Origin of the sequence: Paenibacillus cineris, from assembly GCF_018333335.1 — a bacterium.
Lineage (GTDB): Bacteria > Bacillota > Bacilli > Paenibacillales > Paenibacillaceae > Paenibacillus_AQ > Paenibacillus_AQ favisporus.
This window is the reverse complement of sequence record NZ_BORU01000001.1, coordinates 1031003-1054404: the sequence shown is the minus strand read 5'-3', so window position 1 is coordinate 1054404 and position 23402 is coordinate 1031003. Positions and strand designations below refer to the sequence as shown.

At 52.3% G+C, this 23402-nt stretch carries 19 protein-coding genes; 3 read left to right on the top strand and 16 right to left on the bottom strand.

What is annotated here, in order from left to right; translation table 11 throughout:
• Positions 1–112 precede the first annotated feature (112 nt).
• Both KI379_RS05255 and KI379_RS05250 read right to left on the bottom strand, forming a co-directional pair.
• A complete protein-coding gene (locus KI379_RS05255; protein ID WP_212982968.1) occupies positions 113–1951 on the bottom strand; it encodes a cache domain-containing sensor histidine kinase in 1839 nt (612 codons plus the stop codon).
• Positions 1948–2964 (bottom strand): response regulator transcription factor, encoded by a 1017-nt coding sequence (locus KI379_RS05250; RefSeq protein WP_089546193.1) that lies wholly within the window; start codon positions 2962–2964, stop codon positions 1948–1950. The genes KI379_RS05255 and KI379_RS05250 overlap by 4 nt, the downstream gene beginning before the upstream one ends.
• 186 nt (positions 2965–3150) lie before the next feature.
• Here KI379_RS05250 and KI379_RS05245 point away from each other — a divergent pair, with 186 nt between their 5' ends.
• Positions 3151–4152, top strand: a complete 1002-nt coding sequence (locus KI379_RS05245) for an aminoglycoside phosphotransferase family protein (protein WP_212982967.1) — start codon at positions 3151–3153, stop codon at positions 4150–4152.
• 124 nt (positions 4153–4276) lie between these two features.
• On the opposite strand, the gene KI379_RS05240 is transcribed toward KI379_RS05245, so the two are convergent.
• The 5 genes from KI379_RS05240 to KI379_RS05220 form a co-directional block, all read right to left on the bottom strand.
• Positions 4277–4873 carry a TetR/AcrR family transcriptional regulator gene (locus tag KI379_RS05240; protein ID WP_089546190.1) on the bottom strand — a complete coding sequence of 199 codons (597 nt, stop codon included), beginning with the start codon at positions 4871–4873 and terminating at the stop codon, positions 4277–4279.
• A 68-nt stretch (positions 4874–4941) separates the two neighbouring features.
• Entirely contained in the window at positions 4942–6417 is a 1476-nt protein-coding gene (locus KI379_RS05235; protein ID WP_212982966.1) for an FAD-dependent oxidoreductase, read from the bottom strand.
• Positions 6418–6671: 254 nt separating this feature from the next.
• On the bottom strand, positions 6672–7196 hold the full coding sequence (locus KI379_RS05230) for an AAA family ATPase (RefSeq protein ID WP_212982965.1): 525 nt from the start codon (positions 7194–7196) through the stop codon (positions 6672–6674).
• A gap of 67 nt (positions 7197–7263) precedes the next feature.
• A complete protein-coding gene (locus tag KI379_RS05225; protein WP_212982964.1) occupies positions 7264–7620 on the bottom strand; it encodes a VOC family protein in 357 nt (118 codons plus the stop codon).
• 150 nt (positions 7621–7770) lie between these two features.
• Positions 7771–9267 carry an alpha-L-fucosidase gene (locus KI379_RS05220; protein ID WP_212982963.1) on the bottom strand — a complete coding sequence of 499 codons (1497 nt, stop codon included), beginning with the start codon at positions 9265–9267 and terminating at the stop codon, positions 7771–7773.
• Positions 9268–9397: 130 nt separating this feature from the next.
• Between KI379_RS05220 and KI379_RS05215 the strand changes: the two genes are divergently transcribed.
• Positions 9398–10240 (top strand): AraC family transcriptional regulator, encoded by an 843-nt coding sequence (locus KI379_RS05215; protein ID WP_179231880.1) that lies wholly within the window; start codon positions 9398–9400, stop codon positions 10238–10240.
• Between the two features lie 80 nt (positions 10241–10320).
• Here KI379_RS05215 and KI379_RS05210 read toward each other — a convergent pair whose 3' ends face one another.
• The 3 genes from KI379_RS05210 to KI379_RS05200 form a co-directional block, all read right to left on the bottom strand.
• A complete protein-coding gene (locus KI379_RS05210; RefSeq protein ID WP_212982962.1) occupies positions 10321–11319 on the bottom strand; it encodes an endo-1,4-beta-xylanase in 999 nt (332 codons plus the stop codon).
• Positions 11320–11551: 232 nt separating this feature from the next.
• Positions 11552–13087, bottom strand: coding sequence for a glycoside hydrolase family 43 protein (locus tag KI379_RS05205; protein ID WP_212982961.1), 1536 nt, complete (start codon positions 13085–13087; stop codon positions 11552–11554).
• A 17-nt stretch (positions 13088–13104) separates the two neighbouring features.
• Positions 13105–14919, bottom strand: a complete 1815-nt coding sequence (locus KI379_RS05200) for a family 43 glycosylhydrolase (RefSeq protein WP_212982960.1) — start codon at positions 14917–14919, stop codon at positions 13105–13107.
• A 179-nt stretch (positions 14920–15098) separates the two neighbouring features.
• On the opposite strand from KI379_RS05200, the gene KI379_RS05195 reads away from it, so the two are divergent.
• Positions 15099–15875 carry a helix-turn-helix transcriptional regulator gene (locus KI379_RS05195; RefSeq protein ID WP_212982959.1) on the top strand — a complete coding sequence of 259 codons (777 nt, stop codon included), beginning with the start codon at positions 15099–15101 and terminating at the stop codon, positions 15873–15875.
• A gap of 120 nt (positions 15876–15995) precedes the next feature.
• On the opposite strand, the gene KI379_RS05190 is transcribed toward KI379_RS05195, so the two are convergent.
• From KI379_RS05190 to KI379_RS05165, 6 genes are read right to left on the bottom strand one after another with little or no spacing between them, the layout of a single operon-like run.
• Entirely contained in the window at positions 15996–16943 is a 948-nt protein-coding gene (locus KI379_RS05190) for a carbohydrate ABC transporter permease (RefSeq protein ID WP_212982958.1), read from the bottom strand.
• A gap of 17 nt (positions 16944–16960) precedes the next feature.
• Entirely contained in the window at positions 16961–17869 is a 909-nt protein-coding gene (locus KI379_RS05185; protein WP_212982957.1) for a carbohydrate ABC transporter permease, read from the bottom strand.
• Positions 17866–20421, bottom strand: coding sequence for a DUF5696 domain-containing protein (locus KI379_RS05180; RefSeq protein ID WP_212982956.1), 2556 nt, complete (start codon positions 20419–20421; stop codon positions 17866–17868). The genes KI379_RS05185 and KI379_RS05180 overlap by 4 nt, the downstream gene beginning before the upstream one ends.
• 17 nt (positions 20422–20438) lie before the next feature.
• Positions 20439–21065: a Yip1 family protein gene (locus KI379_RS05175; protein WP_212982955.1), complete on the bottom strand. Its 627-nt coding sequence runs from the start codon at positions 21063–21065 to the stop codon at positions 20439–20441.
• Entirely contained in the window at positions 21055–22521 is a 1467-nt protein-coding gene (locus KI379_RS05170; RefSeq protein ID WP_212982954.1) for a hypothetical protein, read from the bottom strand. The genes KI379_RS05175 and KI379_RS05170 overlap by 11 nt, the downstream gene beginning before the upstream one ends.
• Before the next feature lie 16 nt (positions 22522–22537).
• Positions 22538–23401 carry a carbohydrate ABC transporter permease gene (locus tag KI379_RS05165; RefSeq protein ID WP_212984614.1) on the bottom strand — a complete coding sequence of 288 codons (864 nt, stop codon included), beginning with the start codon at positions 23399–23401 and terminating at the stop codon, positions 22538–22540.
• Between the last annotated feature and the right edge of the window lies 1 nt (position 23402).

The window sequence follows — 23402 nt, the reverse complement described above, 5'->3', positions numbered from 1 at the left end:
ACTTCAGGTGACCTCCATTACCCATTTGATTTTGTCCTCTTCCATTTCAATATATCTTGCTGACAGGGGTCACTTTTTCACAAAATGATGATCTTTTTATCCAAATTTCCGATCATGGATTTATCTTTTTTGGGAATTTCAGCGTGACGACGCTTCCTTTACCCGGTATTGACTGTACGCGGACGCCGTAAGCTGAACCGTATTTCAGCACCATTCGGGCATGAACGTTAATGATTCCAACCGATTCCTCCTGAGCGAACGGCTCTGACTGCTGCTCTACCAGCTTCATTCGATGCATGATCCGCTCCAGGTCTTCCTCGGGGAATCCATTTCCGTTATCGGTGACGTCAATGACGAGGTCGCCCGCTCTCTCATAGGCTTCCACCGTAATTTGGGCATGGCCGTTTTTGGGTTCCACCGCGTACTTCACGCTGTTCTCCACGATCGGCTGCAGCGACAGCTTGATCATGCGGCAGTCCATGCAGGACTCAGGCACCGATATACTGCTGTGAAAATGATCAAAGCGAATATGAATGATATCCAGATAATTGTGCAGATTCTGCAGTTCATCCCGCAGCAGCACTTCCGATCCGGGCATTTTCGAGGTATACCGGTAAACGCCCGCCAGGCGGGTCGCCATTTTTTCAATGGTCGGCACCTTCTCGATAAAAGCGATGCTCTTGATAATTTCCAGCGTATTGTACAGCAAATGGGGATTGATCTGGTTCTGAAGCGCCTGAATATGCGCATCCCTTTGCCGCAGCTGCAGCTTCATCTCATTGATCTCCAGACGATGGACGGTGTGGATGAGCTCATTCAGCCTGGACGTCATCTGATTAAAGCTCCCGTTCAGCTGCTGTATTTCGTCCCTGCCGGGAACCACGATCGCACTGACCTTGGTATCGCCGGTCTCCACGCGCTTCATCAGATTCCGCAGGTGAAGAATGGGCTGGACCACTTGGCCGACCATCCTGGGGATAAAGAACAGCGATAACACAATGATGCCCGTCATCACCCACAACGTAGCTTTGCGGGCGAAGTCCAGGCCGCTGGCCATCTCGTGCATAGGCACGGAGGCGACAATATTCCAGCCGGTCACTTCCGAGCGATTGCCGGACATCAGAATTTTTTCCCCGTTTCGTTCGATGACGGCATCCTGCTTACCAAGAGGAAGGACGCCCAGAGCGGTGTCCTCCACGTGCCGGCCCGCCAAACTCACGTCCGGGTGATACACGATTTCGCCGCTCGAATCGACGATAAAAAAATACCCTGTATTCCCGAGCCTCGTCTGTCCAAGAATATCCTGAACTTCCGTAATCGATAAAGCGATATTCAGATTGCCGATGAGCTTAAGCGAATTCGGATCAAATACAGGAACGATGAGCGTAATATAAGGGTATGCGGGCACAACCGCATCTTCATTTCGGTAATAGGAGGGAACGATTTTTAATTGATCGGACAAGGGGCCCACCATCCAAGGCGAGGATTCAATCATCGGATGGCTCAGGGAGTGATCTTTCGAATAAATCAGCCGGCCGTCCAGCGAACGGAGAACGATGCCCAGGACGTTGGAGTAGTTGATCGCGATATATTTCGACATGATGCCTTCGACCAGCGCTTCCTGTTCCCGGTTGAAATTCTCGCCGCTGATGAGCCATTTCTGAAGGAGACCGCTCTCCGGATTGTCGCCAAGCAGCGAATTCGAGGGCAATGGACCAGCAATCGAAGCGTAGGTCGATTGGGCCATTTGCGTAAAATACCGGTCCAGCTGATGATTAATTCTTGCGGTTGAGTCCTGGGCAATCGTGTAGAAATCATCCTTGGCTGATTCCGTGTAGTAGTAGGATGTGAAGCCCGCCATCAGTGCAATGGACACAAAACTCACCGACAGCACCAGCCCGAGGATCTTCGTCTTGAACGAAAATCGGTAATGCCAATGGCCCCATTTCATGATCCCATCCTCTTTCTGTATTCGAGGGGCGCCACCCCGGCAAGTGCCTTGAATACCCGCGTAAAATAGGGCGTAGACGAGTAGCCGACGATTTCCGCAATTTCGGATACGGCGTATGAGGTCGTTCGGAGCAGCTTTTTGGCCTCATCAACGCGCAAACGGTTGACGTAGCTGACAAGCGAGCTGCCCGTATGCTTTTTGAACAGTGCGCTGAAATGGGAGACGCTGAAATTCGTCAGGTTCGCCATGTCCGTGAGCGATAAGTTCGTTTTATAATTGGCGTCGATATACCGGCACGACTCGGCAATGGCCGCGGGTATGCTCGTTTTCGGTGTTCCCGGGTATCCAAGGTACCACTTTTCCAGCAGTGTCATGTAATATTTCAGGGTGGACGCATCATCGCCTGACTGATATTTTGGCACGTCCGTAAAGTCCAGGCCGAATTCATTCATCAGGTTCTTCAGCTTGTGCTCCATCATATTCAGCAGCCCGACCCGGGCATTTCTGTTCAGCAGATGCAGCCTTAAGATGGACTCGATGAATTGGCGCTGCTTTTGCATCACCGCATCGACCGCCAAGCCCTGGCTGTTATCCAGTAAAGACTGAAACTTGACGATGTAATCGTTCAGGTCCTTTAGCGACTCCAGCTTCTCCTTCGATCGGTTTAATGCCTCGGTCAGCGTTTCAAATTCTACCGGCTTCAGCAAATAGTCCGATACGCCATACGTCATCGCCTTCTGGGCATATTGAAAATTGTCGTATCCGCTAATAATGACCGATACGAGCGGAATGCGATGCTCAGCTATTCTTTTGATCAGAGATAACCCGTCCAGTTCAGGCATCATAATATCGGTGATCACGAGCATGGGCCATACTTCTTGAATCATGCTCCACGCTTCTTCCCCGTTGCTGCATTCTCCGACGACCTCGAATTCCTCCCCGGCCGTCTTCACCATCTGGACGATTCCTTTTAATACCCACGGTTCATTTTCGGCGATCAGAACGGTGTACATTTTGCGCTAAACCTCCATTGTTGGCCATTATGCAGGATGCTTGGGATGTCCTTTCTGACATCTTTAAAAAAAACCATTCGTGAACGAATGGTTTTTTCCTGCTACATGACGGCCGGGTAATTACATCCGTTCCATGATAAAATATCCGGTATATCCTAAAAAAAGGTAAGGAGGCAGGAAGCTGCAATGGATGTAAGGCTATCAGAACGAATCATCGAAAAATGGGCATCGGCGAACGCCGGTGCGATCGGTCTAGAACCTAATCATATCCAGGCTTCATACATCTATAATCCGGGAGGCTTCGGCAATTTGTCGCTCCGCTTGTCGGATGGCCGCACTCGGCTTCATGTTAAGCTGGCTCCGCCCGATCGGAGCGAACGGCTGCAGCAGTGGGCGGGCGTCAGCGGTTATCTTGCCGAACACTACGCCGCACCCAAGCTGGTCCACAGGATTGAAAGCGAGATCGTAGAAGGGTATCCGTACGGCCTTGTGTTCGAATATATCGAGGATGCGGTCCCGCTGGCGGAAGCGGCGAATTCGGAGGCTATTCTGACGGGCGTCATCGAAACCGCCTCCAGGCTGCATCGCGACGGCATTCTCCGCGGAATGCTGCCTGAAGCGGAAGCCCGCACTTATGCGGATGCATTTGAAGACGAGTACATATCCAGGTTTACGGAAGACTTGGAAGGAATCCGCGGATCCCGGGAGCTGCTGCGGGACTTCGTATCGGATGAGACCATTTTGTGGTTTGGAGAAGAGATCGAAAGGCTGAGGGAAGCCGTCCGGCAGACCCCGGCATTTGGACTCCCTGCGCGCGATGTGGTTCATAACGATCTGAACGGAAACAACGTGCTGATACGCAAAGACGGCTTTTCGATCATCGACTGGGACGATCTTTCCGCCCAGGGAGATGCGGCGATGGACTATTCGGTTATGTTATGGCCGCTAAGGCATGGCCCATCATGGCCGGTTTGGAGGGAAAAGGTGTTGGCCACGGCAGGAGATACGGTTGCCCAGCGGCTTGAGCTGTATTTTCGGGCAAAACTGCTGGACGACGTCATTGACGTACTGGCTGATTACGTCGAGTCGGAGGAGGTCCCGGAACATCGGGAAGAGGCCCAGCGCAAGGCCAAAGCGGTCCATCTCCGCTCGTATCCGCAGTATCTCGCCCAGTATGGATCTGCATAAGCAGGCAGCGTTAGAGGTGGAAACAAATTGCTGTTCTTGAATAAGGAGAACACATCATAAAACTCTTTCCACCCGCCTTGATAGACGGGTAGGAAAGAGTTTTTTCACGATGTACAAACTGCGTTTATTTCCGGGCAACCAGCCGCATCAGCATGTCGGCCTTCGGAATTTGATACACCTTGCTTCCATTCGAATTGATGACCATCACACCGGAGAGGACGGATAAATAACAAACGATGAGCTCACGCGGATCTCCTTCCGCCAATTCCCCTGCCTGCTGGCCCTCTTCGAATAACGGAAGCAGCATATCCACATACGTATCCATAGAATATTGCTGTTGGAGCTGCTTGACTTGTTCAGGCACCCCGTCGGACGTGGCTGCCTGGTGAATCAGCATGAAGTATGGAGTGCCGTCTTCATTGAGGATTTCCGCCGTTAACGCCCTGATTCTCTCGAGCGGCGTTCCCGGCATGTCATAGACACTGCGCAGCGCCGCTTCCGATTCGGCCATTGCCTCCTGAACGAGCGACGTGAACAATTCGTCTTTGGATTTAAAATAATGGTACAGCAGCCCGTTGCTGATGCCTGCCGTCTCCGCGATCATACTCATCTTTGCGCTGAGGATGCCTTTGCGGGCAAACACCTGAAGCGCTGCCGCCTTGATTTGTTCTTTTCGTTCATCGCGAATTTGATGCAACTGCTCTTCGTTTAATGGTGCCAATGTCAAGTACCCCTTTGCCGGAAGCTACCGTTTTTTCTACCAGTATATCAAATCCATCTTGGCTATTGCTATGGTCTGACCAGCTCGAACGGCGATTCCGGAAACCGCGGAAGCACTTCTTCAAGAATCGTTTCAACCGGCTGGCTGTTGTCCGCTGTAAGACTGGAGAGCAGTTCCCTACCTTCTTCCGACTCGGTTAACACTTGGACAGCTGTTTCAGGGTTGAAAATGTTTCGTGGGGATACCGCTAACGTATTGACCGCCCAATAGAGTCCATACAACTTCCAATCGGGTTTGCTGACCGCATATCTCAGGAACAGCTCCATATATTCCCGGCTGAAGGCGTTCCTCTTGCTCGAATCCGTCCCCTGGTATTCGACACCCTCCCACCGGAGATCGGCCGTACAGTTCAGCCAGAACGCCGGCTCGATGGCCTCCTTGATTCGGTGAAGCACGCCGCGCTCCCAGTCCGGCCGTTCCTCAGCGCGCTGTTCCCGCAGACACGCCTCCAGGATTTCGACAGAGATGGCAGCCACGGTCATGCCCTGGCCGAAGATCGGGTCATAGATGCAGTAAGCATCTCCCAGGACCAGCAAGCCTTGTGGCCACTTCGGCATCTGTTCGAATCGATGGCAGTACAATTCCGGAACGCGGAAAGGTCTGGGTGACGCCATCGGTTCGAAATCGCGGACGAGTTCTGCGATTTTCGGGCTCGGAAGCTGCTCCAGGGCGCTCTCGAATTCGGCGGCATCCGTCGGAGGGTAATTCCCGCCCGGACGGGCGAGCAGCACTTCTGCCGTATCGTTTTCGATAAAAGAGAAGACACTCGTATACGTACCGCTCGCCGGCTGCCCTTGAATGTTGATGACATCCCATTCATCGATCAAATGAGTCAGATGCGGCGGTACTTTATAGCGGCGGGTGCTGTATCCGAGCGAAACTTTCAACAGATCCGGCTTGGGAACCTCGTAGCCCAGGTCCGTAAGCCAGCCCGACAGCTTTGAAGATCGCCCGCTCGTATCAATAACCAGGTCGGCCGTCAGGGCTTTCTCCTGGCCGGACTGCTCACGGTCTCTGGCTTGCACCCCCGTTACCTCGGATCCGTCAGGGCTCGTTAACAATCCCGTCACCTGGTGTTTCGTCAGAAATTTCACGTTGGAAATGGCTGCCGTCCGCTGCCGGATGACCCACTCCAGAATCGCTCTGCTGAATTTAAGATCATCCCGGTCGTACTTCATTTCCAGGGTGCCGTACTGGTTCATGAAATACGCGTTTTTGTTCAGTGAAGATGGGCAGCCGTTCGCGATCATATCCTGCTCATAACCAGGAAAGAGGCGTTCGATGACCGCTTTCCCCCGCGCCGTAAAGCGATGCGGATGGAATGCCTGAGGCGTTCCCGGCCGGACGTCCGGCCCTGTCGGATAGGCATCATTTTCGACGATCAGTACCTCTTTGAAATGTTCCGAGAGCACGCGTGCGGTCATGAGTCCCGCCATACCTCCACCGATGACGATGGCTTTGTTTGTGTTCGCCTTGGTAACCATAAATTGATTCCTCCCTAGTTTAGATTGACTTGTTCAGTCGATAATATTCCAAAAAAATATGAAGTTCCGTAATTTAGATTGACTCAGTCAGTCAATGTCATTATGCGATGATTAACAGTTATTGTCAACCCCTTTTTTCATGCATCAGCATTTGCCTGTTCAGACACTTTCGAGCACAACAAAACGGCGGCCGACGAAGACTTGAAGAATCGCAGTCTATCCCTGCGGCAGCCGTTGTTTAACCATGCTTTCCGTTACATTCCAATATGAACGTGAAACCTTTCATGTTGGATCACTCCTGCGGCAGTCTCGGCCGGATCCTTTTGATTCGTATCGACAAGATAATCCGCATTGACTGCTGCAGACTTCAGTTTATTTAGCAAAAACAGCGAACGGTCCAGTAAATGTATATCCCCTCTCTTATGGAGACGCTCCTTTATCGTTTCTTCGTCTGCATGCAGTACCGCATATTTGAGCTGTACGTTTAAATCGGCGATCTGCCGGCAGAACCACTCGAATTCATCTTCGACGACAAAGTCGATCACGACGTGAAAACCGCTTTGGATAAAGTTTCTGCTGACCGAAAGGATATTCATCCAGGCCAAGCTCAGACGTTCCTCCCATGTCGGGGCAGGCTCCGTCATCTGCATGTGGAGTAAATCGTCGCCCTCGATCAGCACACAGCGTTCCACGAGCCGAGCCAGTTCTTTCGACGTTGTCGATTTTCCGGCCCCGAGCGGACCGGAGATCAGATAGATTTGCTTCGTATCACCGTCCATATGTAAACATCCTCCTCTCACTTTACAAAAGCCATCAGCTGCGTCTAACCTGTCCAATCGAATGCGTTCAGACTTCTGTAATATGCCAGAGAACGCCGGCGGGATCCAACAGATGGATGGCCCGTCTGCCGTATGGCTGGATTTCAGGAGGCTTGGCTTTCACGCCGTATTTTCCGATGACACCGGATTGTTGAAGATGGCTCCACCACGCATCCAAATCCTGAACGCATAGCTCCAGCATATAGTTCATTTGCAATTCAGCGTTCTGATAGTTCTGTAAATGGAATTCCGTTTCGTCCATCCGGAAAATCGTAAGCTCATCGCTGGTGAAGATTTTTTCAAATCCCAAATCCTCATAGAACTGCACAGCAAGCGGGTAATCCTCACCAGACGGAACAAAAGGCCTTAGCTTGAACGCTTTCATCGTGATCATCTCCTTAACAAGAGTTATTAAAAACGCCCCACGGCATCATTATAACAGCCGCAGAGCGTAATCCAATGAGTATTATATTTTTATACTGATTATATGCCTAACTCAGCCAGCGATGCCGGTCCAAATGGATCATCGAGCGTGTCACCCGAGCTCAATAGCCAGGCAGTGGGCATTATTGGTCGGCCTATGCTCCGGGAGGGAAACCACCAGAGCTCCGTAAGGCTGTTCGAACGGAACATCGCCCACACCCAGCAGCCGCACGGACTTTACTTTGTCAGCCGGGGTCAACGTACGAATGACGGCCAGACGATCCTCCGGCCAGCGCATTTGGAAGGCGTAGAGAATATTCCCCTTCTGCGTAAATCGGTAATCTGCCGCTGTCCATTCCACTTTGTTTTCGGTGAAATGGTCAATGACCACCTGTGAAGGGCCTTCGCCTGACACGCGGAACGGGCGGGTGCCAAATATTCCTTCGCCGCAGACTTGAATCCACTCGGCCATCTCTCTGAGGATATGCGTGCACTCATCGTCGATTGTACCATCCGGCTTCTGCGGAATATTCAAGAGAAGATTGCCGTTTTTAGAAACGATATCGACCAGGATTTCGATGACATGCCCCGGCTTTTTATACACAGACCTCACATTATAGAACCAGTCCCCTACGCATGTGTCGGTCTGCCACGGCTCAGGCTTAATGTCAGGCTCTTGGCTGCGCTCGATATCCAGCACGCCTATCGTGTATATTTCCTTGCGCCGATCCTTCTGGTTATAGACCGCACGGTTCACGCCGCCATGAATCGCCGCGCTCGTATTATACAAGTGTGCGACAGCGCGTAGTCCAGCCTCGTAAGCGGGATCATCCAGGGACAGCTCCGGCTTTTCCCAGTAGCCTGGTGTGAACGGCAGCCCGCCGTCCGAATACAGCAGATCCGGCTGATACTTATCAATGATTTCCTTCATCACGGAAAACCAGTGACGATGCCACCATGGATTGGATGTATACCAAGGCGCAATCGAATCAGCCTGTATCCTGCCTTGATGGTGTTCCTTATTGGGCAGGTACAAATCCTCATTCGCCGGATCGTTCCCATCGTAAGGAATGCCGGCATATGGCCCCTCCTTATCGCTGCCTTTATTCCAATGGAACCAGCTGAATGTGGCGCCGAGATGCTCCGTTAGGCCAAAAGGCAGCCCACGCCGTGCGGCGGCATCCTTCCACAGAGCGACAATATCTTTTTTGGGTCCCATATTGACCGAGTTCCAGCGATGGATGCTAGAATCATAATTGAAGAAGTTATCATGGTGCATCGCCTGCGCCACGAAATATTTGGCCCCGGCTGCCGTGTATAAGTCCATTAAGGCATCCGGGTCAAACGCCTCCGCTTTCCACAGCTGCACAAGATCTTTATAGCCAAATTTCGATGGATGCCCGTAGTGACGGATATGGTATCGGTATTGTTCCGAACCTTCGATGTAGATGTTCCGTGCATACCAGTCTCCGTACATCGGTACGGACTGGGCGCCCCAGTGCGACCAGATCCCGAACTTGGCGTCCCGGAACCACTCCGGACATTCGAATTGGCGGAGGGACTCAAAGGTAGGTTGGTAGGGGCCTGCGGCGATTTCGTTCCAGTTCATCGGTATTGCCTCCTTTGCTCGAATCAGGAATTGATTTTATCCTAGCAATCCTCATGCCATGAATGAATACAGAATCCTAACCTTCTGTTGGATAAAATTATCTACTCTATTTAGAACGGGGAATATATATATGGGCAACCAATCACTAGCAAGGCTGTATATGGAAAATCTGGACGTACGGGTCACATCGATGGGTTATAACCAGGTATGGACGGATTGGCGGGAGCTCGACTACACGCCGGACTTTAACAAGTTTTATTTGATCTGTGACGGGGAGGGATGGCTGAAAATCGGCGATTCGGAATTTAGACCAAAACCCGGACAATGGTTTCTTATGCCTCATGGGGTTAAGCAGTCCTATTCTTACACTTCGGGCCCCAGATACACGAAATATTGGTGCCATTTTACGGCTCGGATTGGAGACCGCAATCTCTTTGACCTGATTCAAACCCCACTGTATGTGGACACAAAAAATGACAGCGAAGCGATCCGGCTGTTCCGCGAATTGCTCGACAGCGATGCTGCGGCTTCCATTAGCGGTCCGCTGCTTGTGAAATCAGCCATGCTAAGATTGGTTTCTTATTATATTGAGCATGCCGTTTCCTCCGAGGTCAGCCTCCATCGTTCGACGGAGCCCGAACCTCTCGAACAGGTGATTTCGTATATTCAGAGCAGCTACCGTCACAACCTGACCATTACGGACTTGGCCGAAAAGGCTCATTTGCATCCCAACTATTTCATCCGTGTATTTAAACGCCAGTTCGGGATTTCCCCGATCCAATACATCAAGAAAAGAAGGCTGGAGGAAGCAAAACTGCTGCTTGTGACGACGAACCTCCCGTTATCTGAAATCGGCGACCGGATCGGAATATCCGATATCTCCTACTTATCCAGAATTTTCAAGGAATCGACCGGCTTCTCGCCGACCGCATACCGGATGACCTTCAATTCCCATCAAACGGTATCGCCTTAATTAAAAGCTGGTGCAGCTGCCGTTAACATGAAAAAAATGGTGCTTGTACAAGCACCATTCCAATGAGAAACATGTCTTCCCTAAAGAGTCAAGCCCACGGTCTTCAGCACTTCCGAATAAGACGGTTTGGGCTGATGCTTCGCATCAAATAAGAATGGCCAATTTTTTCGGCCCCGTACAGGGAAATGGTCCAGCCAGGTATAATCATCGGCAGCGCCCCAAAAAGTGACGGAAGTGATATATTCGCTGTATTCCTGGAATAACCGGAAAAATTGACCGTAACGTTCCGCTTGAAGAGCCAGCATCTCTTCCGTCGGAGCTGTGAGGTCGGTCCGCCGGTCATCGAACGCAAACATCGAAACGTCCAGCTCCGTAATATGCAGCTTCACGCCCAAACTGGCGTATTTCTCGATCGCCACGCGGATATTATCCAGCGACGGGTGATACAGACTCCAGTGCGCCTGAAGCCCGATGCCATGGATCGGAACTCCCTGCTCGAGGAGCGATTTGACGAGCGTGTAGATTTTCTCGCTTTTCACCGGATCGGCCTCGTTGTAATCGTTGTAGAACAGCAGCGCCTCCGGATCGGCTTCATGGGCGTACTCAAACGCCTTGGCGATGAAATCCTCGCCGATGATATCGAGCCACTTCGAAGGCCGCAGCAGTTCGCTGCCGCTGTCGGATACCGCTTCGTTCACCACGTCCCAAGCATAGAGTTCCCCCCGGTAACGGGATACGACCGTGTTGATATGAGATTTCATGCGGGCCAGCAGCGTCACCCGATCCGTTTGGCTGCCGTCTTCATTTTCAAACACCCATGTCGGTGTCTGATTGTGCCATACCAGCGTATGGCCCCTTACTCCCATGCCGTTGGCTTTAGCCAGGGCCACCAAACGGTCTGCCGCCTCAAACGTATACCGGTCCTCCGCAGGATGCAACCTCTCGAATTTCATTTCATTTTCGGCAGTCACGCTGTTGAAATGCTCAATAAGCAAATCACGCTGCGAGTCCAACGTTACCGGATTGACGGCGGCACCGATCAAAAACTGTTCTTTAAACGCTTCGCGCAACCTCATCATACCTATCCCCTCCTAGAGATGTTCTACTTGCCAATGCTTCATGAAAGACGCCTTCATCCCAAAGTGTAAGCCTCTTCATGATCACGCAACAACCTGCCGTTGACCGTGTCCTCATCCGGCAAAGTATGGTTGTCTTTGACCACACCTTGCGACTTTCAAAATAACATCCAGCGCAAACGAGGACATTCCCAGAGGAACATCCCCTTTGCAAAAGGAGCGAACGGAAGTCTGGTTACTTCAGGACCTGGTATTGAAAATCGGAAAAATCCGCCGTCCCTCCGACCTCCCGGGTGGAGAACAAAAACAGACCTATGCGGCATCCCATAAAATGGTCCAGCTTGTATACCATCTTGTGTGTAATCCCGAGCTGCCTCCAATCCGCGTCATCCCGGTAATAAAACATACACTCATCCGCATTGTTCACGAAATTGCCGATCGTCTTGAGTGTGACGACGTTTCCGGAAACGGGAATTCTGGCGAGTTCCGTCCCGGGCTCTTCGTCGACAAGTTTGCCGAATATGGAGCGGTCTTCGGCCTCTCTGGCCAGCATCACCAGGTAGGAGCGGCCGGCCTCCTTGGTCAAGGCGATCAAGCCGTACGTACCCATCAAAAAGCATAAGCCAGCATAATCGCCATCCTTCAGCCCGCTGCCGTCCAGCGTGACCGTCACTTCGCATGCCGGTCCCATGGCGCGCTGCGTCAGCGTATTGACCGCGAACGTCAAATTGGGGCTGATCTTGCCGGATGTGACCCGGTAGACTCCCGGTTTGTCCGTTACGGACCATAATGCATCGTCAGGCGTATGATTCCACTGCCAAACATCCTTCAGGCGTACTTTACCGTCTTCGTCCGGCGTGTAATCAAAGTCGTCGCTTCCAACCAAAGGCTGGTAGGTATACCCCGGTCTTGTGCTTGGCAGCTCGATCATTGGGGGTGCTGCTTTGGCGAATACCGGAAAACCGTTCTCAAAACGCAGCGGAACAAGCACCGGAATCCGGCCGACGGCGCCGTGATCCTGAAACAGCACAGCCACCCATTTCCCGTCCGGCGTATCCACGATGCCGCCCTGCGCTACGCCTGAATTGAAATACCCCATATCGTCATTAAAAACCTCTCCGCCCGTAAATTCGCCCTCCAGGGAATCCGCTGCAAAGCAGGCCTGCGTTCGGCGCCCTGAAGCCTTCGAAATATGGATAAGGAAAGCATAATACCTGCCGTCGATCTTATAAAAGTGGGCACCTTCGTACCCGAGATGGTACGGCTCGCTTTCTTTCACGATAACGCGGTTCAGCCCGCCGGGTTTGGGACCGGAAAGATCCTCCTTCAATTCGAGCAGGTGAATCTCGGCATTCCCGTAAATCAGATACGTCCGGCCATCATCGTCAAACAGCAGGGAGCAGTCGTGATAAAAACCCTCGATGTATTGCTTCGTCCATGGACCGGTTACGCTATCTGCCGTGTACAGGTAAGTCCGGCGGGTATCGTTCGCCACGAAGATGACGTAGAATTTTCCCTTGTGGTAACGAAAAGATGGCGCCCACATGCCCTGGCCGTAAATATGTTGGCCATCTTCGAGCCGCTGTGCGGGCGTATTGTCCAGTACGTCGTACACATGTGAAGCCACCTCCCACTGAATCAGGTCGTATGATCGAAGAATGACGCAGCCCGGCATCATGTGCATCGTCGTGCTCACCATATAGTAGGTATCCTCTACCCGGATCACGTCAAGATCCGGATAATCGGCCCATATAATCGGATTTGGATACATGTTCTCTCTGCCCCTTCCTAATCGCGTTGTACAATGATTTCGATCGACACCTCGGCCAAAGCCGGATTCAAATCCCTTTCTTCCGTTAAATCAAGCACCGGATATCCGTCCATACCGAAATGAACGCGGCGGATTCCGGAGCCTCTTGGCCCCTCTACTCCAGGTCGGGCATGATATACGTTCCAAGTGACGCCATCGTCATCGGTAATATAAGAATTGTGGCCCGGACCGTATTCGCCCGGGACGCTTCTCGACGTCAGCAGCGGATAATTGCCCTTCGTCCAGCTGCCGGGATCCAGCAGGTCCGCATTCGCGTCGGCGGTCAGCAGGCCTACACAATAAGTAGCGTCTACCGCCGCGCTCGAGAAGGTTAGAAAAATCCTGCCGCCCCGGATCAAAGCAAACGGCCCTTCATCGACAAAGGTATGGTTATTGGCCCAGCCAAAGTCCGGCTTGGTCAGCAGCACCGGATCGCTCGTCAGCCTCCACGGCTCCTTCGGATCCAATTTCGCGATATAAACCCAGGCGCCAAGATCTACAGGCAAGAACTGCCGCTCCGACCAAGCAGCGTAACATTCCCCGTTCACCTGGATGACGGTCATGTCCAGGGAGATCACCTTGCCCGCCTCGCATAACTCGGTACCGTCTTTCCTGACGACGCGCCGGGGCATCGACCAATCAGCGGCGCAAGTGGGGTCCCCACCCTCGCGCAGCTTCATCACGTGGCACTCTTCATAGAAAAATTCGCCTGTCGTTGCCGCATGAAAAATGTACAGCCCGTCCTCGATAATATGGAACTCGGGCGCCCATAACAGCCCTTTAATGTGATCATAGGTTTGTGTATCCAAAATTAAAGACTCGCCGGCATGAACCAGACCGGATATCGTCTCTGCTTCCCGGATATACAAGGTTCGGTTGCCGTCGGCGTCGTTGGTCGCAATGAAATAATACTTGCCGTTCCATTTCGCGATGCAGGGATCCGCCCGGTTCGACGCGATCGGAAACGCATAATGCTCCTGACGAACCCTTCCCTTCACCCGATAGGTTCCCGCCTGATCCCAGCAAACCGCTGCCGTATCCCAGTCCACGGCTTTGGGGGCCGTGGTGCCGTCACTGTATACCGCGGTCGCTTTGAGCGATTTCAAATCCTCGGCCGATGCCGCCTTGATGCCATCCGGAATTTCAATAGCGACATTCTCGGGGACCGTAAGCCGGCATATGAGGCGTTGTGCCGTTTCCCGCGGAACGCGGATCACGTTACGGGGCTGGACGCCTTCAATGTCGGCTGATACGGCTTCCAGAGTAAACGCCTCCACTTTTTCCGGAGTCCCGGCGCCAGCCAAATCATAAAGGTCCTGAATCTTATTTTGGTAGCTGCCGCCCTTCCCGTCGCTCCAGCGGATGACGTATGCCTGGTTTGATTCATCGTACTCGCAAGCAACATCATGGGCGTAAGCATCGCTCTTCAAATCAACAAGCCCAATTTCTTGATACTGCAGCAAATCGTCGGAAGTAAAGAACAGCACCGCCCCTCGGCTCTCTTCATCCTGCTGTCCATCCGCCTCCGTCCGTACGGCAACGACACCGAATTTTCCGTCGGCCATGTGGAAGAGGTACGGATTTTTCAGGCTTTTGGCACGGAGCGTCCCGTTTTCATGATTCGTGGCCTTGGCGAACAGGACGCCTGAATTATGGTTCAAGGCTTGGAAGTCCCTGTCGTTCTCGCTATAGGCAAGATGCATGCTGTACGCCAGCCTAGGTGCATAGATGATGTCCTCCTGCGGAGTTCGGGTATAGCATAGTACTTTGATATATTCGCTTTTCAATATCATGGCATGGTCCTCACCTTTATTGATCATTTCAAATACGGATTTGCTGACGGAGTAACGCCATTTCTGATTATTCTATTGACTTTATATTGCGTTTACTATGAAATTATAAATTAGGACATCTCAGCAATGAATGATCTATGCTGACAGAAATTTGATCTATTCTAAGATTGGAGATCGTGATGACGACATCCATTTACTATGTCGGATATGATGCCGCCCATCCTGGTGACTTTATTTATGACATTCCGGATGGACATGATTTTTGGCTGCTGATTCTTACGCAAACGCCGGCCGAGTTCTGGGTTCAAGGAGAAATCCGGGAGTACCCGGCAAACTGTGCCGTTCTCTTTCCCCCTAGGCAAAAGATTATGTACCGCGCCTGTTCAGGCCAATTTGTGAATGACTGGGTCCGTTTCGAGACGGACGAATCCTACGTTTTGGAAACAACACTTCCGCGGGGCGTTCCGATTCCGGTGCCGGATCCCGGATACTGCCGCCAGCTGTTTCAGCTTCTGGCCACCGAAAATTTTTTCAGCTGCGATTACCGGGAGCTCTCGATCGACTACCTGTTTCGGATCTTGTTCAACAAGCTGCTCGAAGCTTTTCAATCCAAGGAAAATTCGCCGCATTACCAGAAACTGCTGAATCTGCGCAAGGCGATCCATAACCGTCCCGGTGCTGAATGGAGCGTCCGTTCCATGGCCGATGACGTTCATTTGAGCCCTGGGTACCTGCAAACGCTGTATAAGGCGACTTTCGGGATTTCCTGCATGGACGACGTTATCCAGTGCAGAATCCGCCTCGCCAAGGAAAGGCTGATCCACGGATCGCTCCGAATCGCTGATATCAGCGAGCTGTGCGGTTACAAAAATGTCGAGCATTTCTCCAGACAATTCCGGCGTATCGTGGGCTGCACGCCTCGTGAGTACCGGCAGTCGGTTGATTTACGGCTATGAGATTAAATCAAGCAGCTTTCTATCGGTTTCCAATAGAAACCTTCTCCTTATAGATAACTAAAATAGAGCAGCAGCATGCGGTCCCGCATGCTGCTTTTTCGTTAATACCATAATCCAACCTTACCCGACGATGCCGGTCCGTTCGATGCTTTCCACAAAGTAACGCTGCACGAACAAATAAATAATGATCAGCGGCAGGATCGCCAGCAAGATGCCGGTATCCTGGACCATGCTCATATAGAAAGGATCCTTGTTGGTCGCCACCCCGCCCTCGAGCATGATGGAAAGGTTGTGCGGCAGCGACGCCAGTTGGGTGGACATCACTGTGCCCGACGTTAAATACGTTGTCGTAAAGAAGCTGTCATTCCACTGCCATACGAACGAAAACAACAGCACGGTAACGATGGCCGGAACGGCATTCGGGAGCATGATGCGCATAAAAGTTTTGCTTACGCCCGCCCCATCGATATAAGCCGCCTCCTCCACTTCTTTCGGGATCCCCCGGAAAAACTGCCTGAAAATAAAAATGTAGAGTCCCGCCTTCAGCGAGTTTGCGGTGACTGAGGTTAGAAAGAAAGGCCAGTACGAATCCAGCAGGTTCACCGACTTCCCGGTCAGCAGCGGGATCAGCCCCATGAGGCTGAAATCCTTCAAATTCATGTAGATCGGTATCAGAATAGTCGTTGGCGGCACCAGAATGGTCAGAATGACGCCTCCAAAGAGCAAATTGCTGCCTTTGAATTTAAGCCGCGCGAAAGCGTAGCCTGCAAACGCGCAGGACACGGCCGTCAGGATCGTCGTCATGGCCGATAACGTAAACGTATTGAACAGCGTGTGCCAATAATCCATGATCGAGATGGCTTTTTTGAAATTGTCCAGCGAATAATGCTCCGGGATAAAGACGACGATTGGCGAATACAGATCGCTCTTGTCCTTGATGGCCGTTGAAATCTTTTGAAGAATGGGGTACAGAATGACAAACGACAGTCCCGCCATCAGAACCAGCCGCACGACGGTCCACAGCCAGCGCTTCCAGCTTTCGAGCGACAACAAACGGGCGATGATCAACGCTGCTCACGCTCCTTCTATTCTTGATAGAAAATTCTTTTGGAAATGAAAAACGTAATGATTAGCAAAATAACCATGATCGCCAGGAAGTAAATCCAGGCCATCGCTGAGCTGAGTCCGAAATTGAAATTCGTAAATCCCGTTTCCCTGATCAGCGTCGTCATTTCGCTCCGGGAGAACGAGTCGATCACCGTATAAATCACGTTGACCAGGATGAGCGGACTGACCATGGGCAGCGTGATTTTCCAAAACGCTTCGTAACCGGTCGCTCCCTCGATCTTGGATGCCTCATACAGCTGGGGGGATACCGACTGGATCCCTGCCAGGAAGATCAGAATTTGCACGCCCGACTGGCTGACGATCTGGTAGATGCGATCCACGGCGCTGGTCAGGTACGCGACGATGTTATCGCTGACACCGGAATTGACCATGATCCGCGTCAGCTCGCTGGTCCCCAGGCCGCTCACGGCACCGCCGGCGTTCTGCTCATTGATGGCCTGAACGAGGCTGGATGTCTCCAAATTCGCAATGACTCCGGACGCCAGGATGACCGGAAGGAAAAAGATCGATCTGGCAATGGCTCTGCCGACAAACCTTTGGTTCAGCAGTACAGCCAAAAACAGGCTGAAGATCACAATGAGCGGCACGTTGATGACCATGTTTACGATCGAGGTCGTCAGCGTACGGTTAAAGCTCGTATTGACCGAAAGGGCTTCCACGTAATTGGAGATGCCGATAAAGCTGATGTTCATGCCGTTAGCATTGGCTTCGATGGAGCTGAAGCTGTACCTTAATGAGGAAATTAAGGGTATCAGAAAAAAGAGAAGGAATCCGAGCAGCCACGGCAAAACGTAGATAAAGCCCCAAAGCGCCTTCTGTTCGGCGTACGTCCGCCGCTTCGCACCGATTTTCATGATCGACTTCAAGATTGCACACCACCCGTCAAATAGCTCTCGGCTTTCACCGTTTGGCCGTCCACCGTCACATCTGTACGGTTATAGTTCACAATGACGTATACGCCGTTCCCGTACACGGTCTTGAACACGCCTTCGCCAAGCTTCTCATGGCCCGTGATCGGCTCATTCCGGACGTTCTTCAGCACATCGTTCACCTCGCGGTACATTTCGGCGGCCTGGTCGATCCACTGCTTGTAATGGACGGCATACAACTCGTTATAATCCGTATCCTTTACTTTGTCATTCGGTTCATGAATCCATTCGAAGTACACGCCCGCTCCGTATTCGAGGCATCTCAGGATATACTGCCGTTCATCCGTATAGGTTGACAGGTTAAACGGGCTTCCCGTGTAGTCGACGGCCCCCCGAATGACCATTTGATAGAATGGGATCTCTTCGTCCTCGATCTTGAATCGGCTGCCGGACATCGGCGCGTTCGTAATATCCGACAAGAATGGAAGCGCATAAGCGTTGCCGCCGTCTGCCATGACCTTCAAATTTTGCTGCGAGATACTGCCCAGCGCCTGAACCGATAGTTTCTCGGACTGCGTGCGATCCAGCTGATTGTGCTTGCGGTAATCGCTGTTGAGCTGATCGGCGAGATCCCGGAGTGAAATGCCGCCTGTCTGATACCCCTTCAAGCCCTCCAGCACCGACTTGGTATAGGGAACAGTAAGCCGAGGTGATACAACATAAGAAGGCGGCTTATCCCGGTCCCTTCGATTGAGTGCCTGATCAAGCGGATAAAGAGCAGCAGGAACGCCTCTCAGCGTTCTCGCAGCATTCGCGTTCTCGTTGAATCCCTTTCCTGTATTCGCGGTCAAAACGGCTACATCAGGAAAGAAAGAAACCCCTTGATCCCTCGTGAACGACAGGAAGCTCCGCAATCCATTGCTGCCGCCGACCGCTTTGTCGACCGAAATGTGATCCGGAACCTCATGATCCATCCCGCCATTGAACCAGCCCGAAAGTTTCAGTTTGATGTTGGAGATGTCGCGGCTCTTCATCTGGTTGATAATATCCTCCGACTGTTCGAACGTCGTGAGAGGCTCGATCGTCCGGTAAGGAATGCCGGCGAAATGCTTTTCTTTGGCGATGCCGCCGACCAGCTGCAGGTAGAACGGCGTATCTGTCGTACCTGCGGTAGCCTCATCTGGCTTAGGGAGACCTCCATGCTGCTCCAAATAACGCTGGTAGTAGCGGGCCAAGCCTTGGTAAGAAGCCTCCTCTTTGTTCAGGAACGCGTACCGGACCGTAAAGTCCGTTTTCATCGCCTGTTCCTGGAACCTGGGTAGCGTACGCTCCTGGCCGTTCGCTTGCAGTGTCACTTCTCCTTTGTTCATGACATTGAAGCTGGGATATACATAGTTATAGCTGTTCAGCTTTCCGCTAATATCGGCATGAATGGCCGCGGCCGATGCGCCTTCCTCGATGATGCCGAGGATCGCGCCGCTTTCCCGGATGATGCCGAACACCGGCAGCCGGACGGCCTGCTCGGTCTTGGCATCCTCGGTCGTCTTCATCGTCAGGTCTTCCCCGTACACCGGCTGCTGGTAAGCGGGATACTGCTTCTTCCCGTTGTTGAAGTGGATGAGCGCACCGGATCCGTCCGGCACGAAGATCGCCCCCTTCTCCTTGGAACTGCCGGCGCCAAAAAAGCTGAGAAAGGAAATATTCCCGATCGGATATGCGCTCGGATATTGAATACCGGATGAAGGGATTTTGGCGACTAGGCTGCCGCCGTCCAGAGCATATTCGATCGATGCAAGGAATATCCGAGGTTCCGGCTTCTCCTGTGTAAAATGCAGCTCCTCCATGTCCTTCATGAGGTCCTCTTCCGTATATCCGGCATCGTCAAATGCCTTGAAGGCCCGATCGAGCTGCAGTCCATTTAAGGCGCTGTCGTTACGGACATACACCTTTTTATCCGGATCTTCTTTATAGGCGATTTTCAGAGCCCGCTGACCCGTTTTGTCCAGCTTGCCCAGCATCGCCTCGATCCGCTCGCTGCTGAGCATCATCGGCAAATCGGCTGCCGACTTCACGGCAGTTCCGAACTGGTACGTCACCCTTACCCCGCTTGGGATCGGTTCGAATTTGATCTGCTTATGCGAGACGCTGTCCGTGAACGTATTGATGGAATTCACCTGGCCGAAATTGTTGTAATAATCGATCTTGAGCTGGGAAGAAAGGTTGGCTTTGTTCACCCCCGAGGCGAGCGGGTCCTTGCCCTGCTCCGGCGGGTTGCTGTACCACGTCTCTCCGGTTTCCTTATTTAACACAGCAATAGCGCCCGTACTCTCGTCCACGAACAGCCGCAGTCGTTCATTTTCGGCTACGCCTTTCATGCCGGCTGCGCGGGCGTCGGTGAAAGTCGCCTTCAAAGGCTGGCCCTTGGTGAATCCAACTGCAGCCGGTGCATCATTGGCCCCGGAGCGGGCGGCGTTCGAATCAGCACAGCCGGCCAGCGCGATCCCCGCCATCAGTACCGGGAGCCACAGGGCGATTCTGGCTTTGCGCATGGTTTCTCCTCCTTTCTTTAGTTTCTCAGCATGATTTCCTGATAAATGACGTGAACGAACGAAATCATCTGCTGAATCAGTCCGAAAAACAGCAGGCAGATAAAAGCCATAAAGCCCATCGCCACGATCGTCAGCAGGATCGTCCCGATGGTTTTCGACGGCGAGTATTGATGCACGGTCATGTTGCCGACGAACAAAAGATACGCCGACCAGAGGAAGGCCGCGGTGCTGCAGAAGTTATAAAACGCCGTCTCTTGCAGCGATATGACATTGCTCAGCCAGATCCACGGGAAGTTGATGATCATCATCGGAACAAGAGCAAAGCACGTCGACGTAAAAATGTCTACGAACTTCCCTTCGCCGTCCATGAGCGTCGTCAGCGACCAGTTGGCCACGCACCAGAACAAAACCGGGACAACGATGTACACCACTTCCATCAGGCTGTTCATATCATCCGGATTGGTGATTTTGACCAGGAAGCCGCTGTACTGGTTGCTAAGGACATTGGTGAGGATCATCAAAAACAAAATAATCAAGGAAGCGATCAGCGTGTGCCGCTTGTTTCGTTCGTATTTCAGGTCCCAATAGGCGTTAAACGGATGCACGATGAGATAAAACGGGTATTTTACGAGCTCACGATTCAATCCTAACACCTCCTTGTCTCCTCATCCGCTTCCGGAGCTTTTTGAAGAGCAGGAGAGCTGCGGCGAGCACGATCAATCCGGTCATGACTGCCGGGAAGTATTCTCTCATCACCTCTTTGCGGTAAAGCAGGTACGCCTTTGAATAATTGGCTTGATCATAGCTTTCCTTGAAATACTGCATAGCCCCTTTGTAGTCCCCTTTCCGAAGGAGGGCCTTGCCCACGCCGGAATAAGCAAATTCCAGGTTCGCATTCATATTGATCGCCTGTTGATAGAGATCAAACGCCTTTTCCTCATCGCCCCTATAGTAGCTCCGGACCGCTTCGTTCAACATCCGGCCGTACGCTGTTGTCTGAAACACCGTTATCTCGCCGAATGCCTTATCCAGTACAAGAAAATCGTCCCCGACCCGTTCAATCGCCGCGGGGGTGTTAAATTGGCCCATTTGATTGCCCAAGCCGCCGAATATGTACATCAGATGTCCATCCCCGCTGTAAGTGAAGATTCTGCCCCGCTTGGAGTCGAGGACCGAATACAACTCACTGTCGGTGACATCGATATCGATCAGCCGTGAAGGGCCGATATCTTTTGAATACCGGATATCCCCCACCAGGCTGAGATATCCCGTCCGCCGGAGAATATCGTTGCCCTGAGCGTTCAGTTTTTTGATCGGGTTATTCGAGTAGTCACCGCTTGTTGCGTAAATGAAGCCTTCGTCATCCATATCCAGATTTGTGAATTCGGTAGGCGTGAACATCACCATTTGGCTCCGCTGCGCCTGCGTAGACATCCTTTTCCAGAACAGCTCCACAGGATCAACCGTCACCCGGTTGGCGCCGATGAACGAGGTGAACGCTCCGTCCGGATTGAATTCCATAAAACCGTCAAATACGCCGGTCGACATGACGTAGATCCGCTGCGCCGTGTCAACAACCACCCGAACCGGCTGAAAATCGAAATTGGCCTGCAGCAGGTCGGACTTCGGCGCTTCAAGCACCCCCGCCACCCTTAAGTTTGAATCCAGATGAACCACCCGTTTATTGCCCGTATCGGCGATAAAGAGCTCTTTCCGGTCGGTCACGAAAATCCCTTGCGGGTTATTGAACGTATCTTTCTTCCCCTTGTGGTCAAAGGAATCCACCACCTTAACCGGCTTAAAATGCTCGTCAAGGATGACGATGCGGTTGTTGCCGGAATCGAGCACGTAAATCTCTTTGTCGGCCGTTACGTGGATGTCGCTTGGGTTTTTGAAGGGGCCTACGCCAAGCTGCGCGCCGTTCAGCAAGGACGTGGCCTCATACGCGGCAGGAGCCGGCGTCGTATCATTCCAGAAGGAATAGTTGTAGGAGGCGCTGCCTTCGGCGTGAGCCGCATTTACGCCTAAATTCGTCCCCAGCAGGCAGCAGAGGGCAGCCACCAGGAGGTACTTTTTCACTTTCGGTATGCTCATTCGCATCGTGCTAGTCTCCCCTCTATTCTTTCATTCCGGAGGTCGCCATCGTCTGAAGGACGTTGCTCTGCGAAATGATAAAGAGTGTAATCGGCACGACCATCAGAATCAGCGCGACGGCAGCTCCCACGCCGGCCCGGGCAATCCCGCCCGCGGTGATTTGACCTAAGGCGTAGTGAAGGGTTTTGAGGTTCTCGCTGTAAATGAAATTGCCCCCGTCCGAGCCCCACAGCATCGGAAACTGCAAAATCATCAGCGTTAGCCAAGCAGGCTTCACATTGGGCATGACGATCGTCCAATAAATCCGGTATTCGTTCGCCCCGTCGATTTTGGCCGCTTCCAGCAGGGCATCCGGAATCTGTTCCATGAACTGCTTCATCAGGAATAAGCCTAGCGGGAACGCAAGCGACGGGACGACAATCGATGCGTGCGTATTGATCCAGCCGAGCCACGACATCACCATATAGTTGGGAATCGCCGTAACATGCCCGGAAAACATCAAGGACATGACGACGATCGAGAACAGGATCCTGGACCCGGGAAAACGGTATTTTGCCAGCGGATAAGCCGCGGCGGAAGACAGCAGGATATGGCCGACGGTCCCTACAATCGTAATGAAGAGCGTATTCACGATATACCGGGACAGCGGAACCCAGGAATTTCCCATCAACGCCACCAAATCGTAAAAGTTGTCCATCGTCGGATTGTTCACGAAGAAACGCGGCGGAAACAGGAACAGTTCGTTCAGCGGTTTAAAAGCATTATTAACGGCGTAGATCAGCGGCAGCGCCATGAATGCGCCGAATACGGCCAGGAACGCGAACAGCATAAAGCTGACGGTAAAAGAGCGGTTCAGCCTTCTCGGCATGCGAAAGGCGGCCATCATT

Coding starts and splice junctions, on each gene's coding strand:
- KI379_RS05235 (WP_212982966.1), bottom strand. CDS start 6,417: ATGGTTACCAAGGCGAACACAAACAAAGCCATCGTCATCGGTGGAGGT.
- KI379_RS05205 (WP_212982961.1), bottom strand. CDS start 13,087: ATGTATCCAAATCCGATTATATGGGCCGATTATCCGGATCTTGACGTG.
- KI379_RS05170 (WP_212982954.1), bottom strand. CDS start 22,521: ATGCGAATGAGCATACCGAAAGTGAAAAAGTACCTCCTGGTGGCTGCC.
- KI379_RS05245 (WP_212982967.1), top strand. CDS start 3,151: ATGGATGTAAGGCTATCAGAACGAATCATCGAAAAATGGGCATCGGCG.
- KI379_RS05250 (WP_089546193.1), bottom strand. CDS start 2,964: ATGTACACCGTTCTGATCGCCGAAAATGAACCGTGGGTATTAAAAGGA.
- KI379_RS05200 (WP_212982960.1), bottom strand. CDS start 14,919: ATGATATTGAAAAGCGAATATATCAAAGTACTATGCTATACCCGAACT.
- KI379_RS05255 (WP_212982968.1), bottom strand. CDS start 1,951: ATGAAATGGGGCCATTGGCATTACCGATTTTCGTTCAAGACGAAGATC.
- KI379_RS05195 (WP_212982959.1), top strand. CDS start 15,099: ATGACGACATCCATTTACTATGTCGGATATGATGCCGCCCATCCTGGT.
- KI379_RS05230 (WP_212982965.1), bottom strand. CDS start 7,196: ATGGACGGTGATACGAAGCAAATCTATCTGATCTCCGGTCCGCTCGGG.
- KI379_RS05220 (WP_212982963.1), bottom strand. CDS start 9,267: ATGAACTGGAACGAAATCGCCGCAGGCCCCTACCAACCTACCTTTGAG.
- KI379_RS05225 (WP_212982964.1), bottom strand. CDS start 7,620: ATGAAAGCGTTCAAGCTAAGGCCTTTTGTTCCGTCTGGTGAGGATTAC.
- KI379_RS05180 (WP_212982956.1), bottom strand. CDS start 20,421: ATGCGCAAAGCCAGAATCGCCCTGTGGCTCCCGGTACTGATGGCGGGG.
- KI379_RS05215 (WP_179231880.1), top strand. CDS start 9,398: ATGGGCAACCAATCACTAGCAAGGCTGTATATGGAAAATCTGGACGTA.
- KI379_RS05165 (WP_212984614.1), bottom strand. CDS start 23,401: ATGATGGCCGCCTTTCGCATGCCGAGAAGGCTGAACCGCTCTTTTACC.
- KI379_RS05210 (WP_212982962.1), bottom strand. CDS start 11,319: ATGATGAGGTTGCGCGAAGCGTTTAAAGAACAGTTTTTGATCGGTGCC.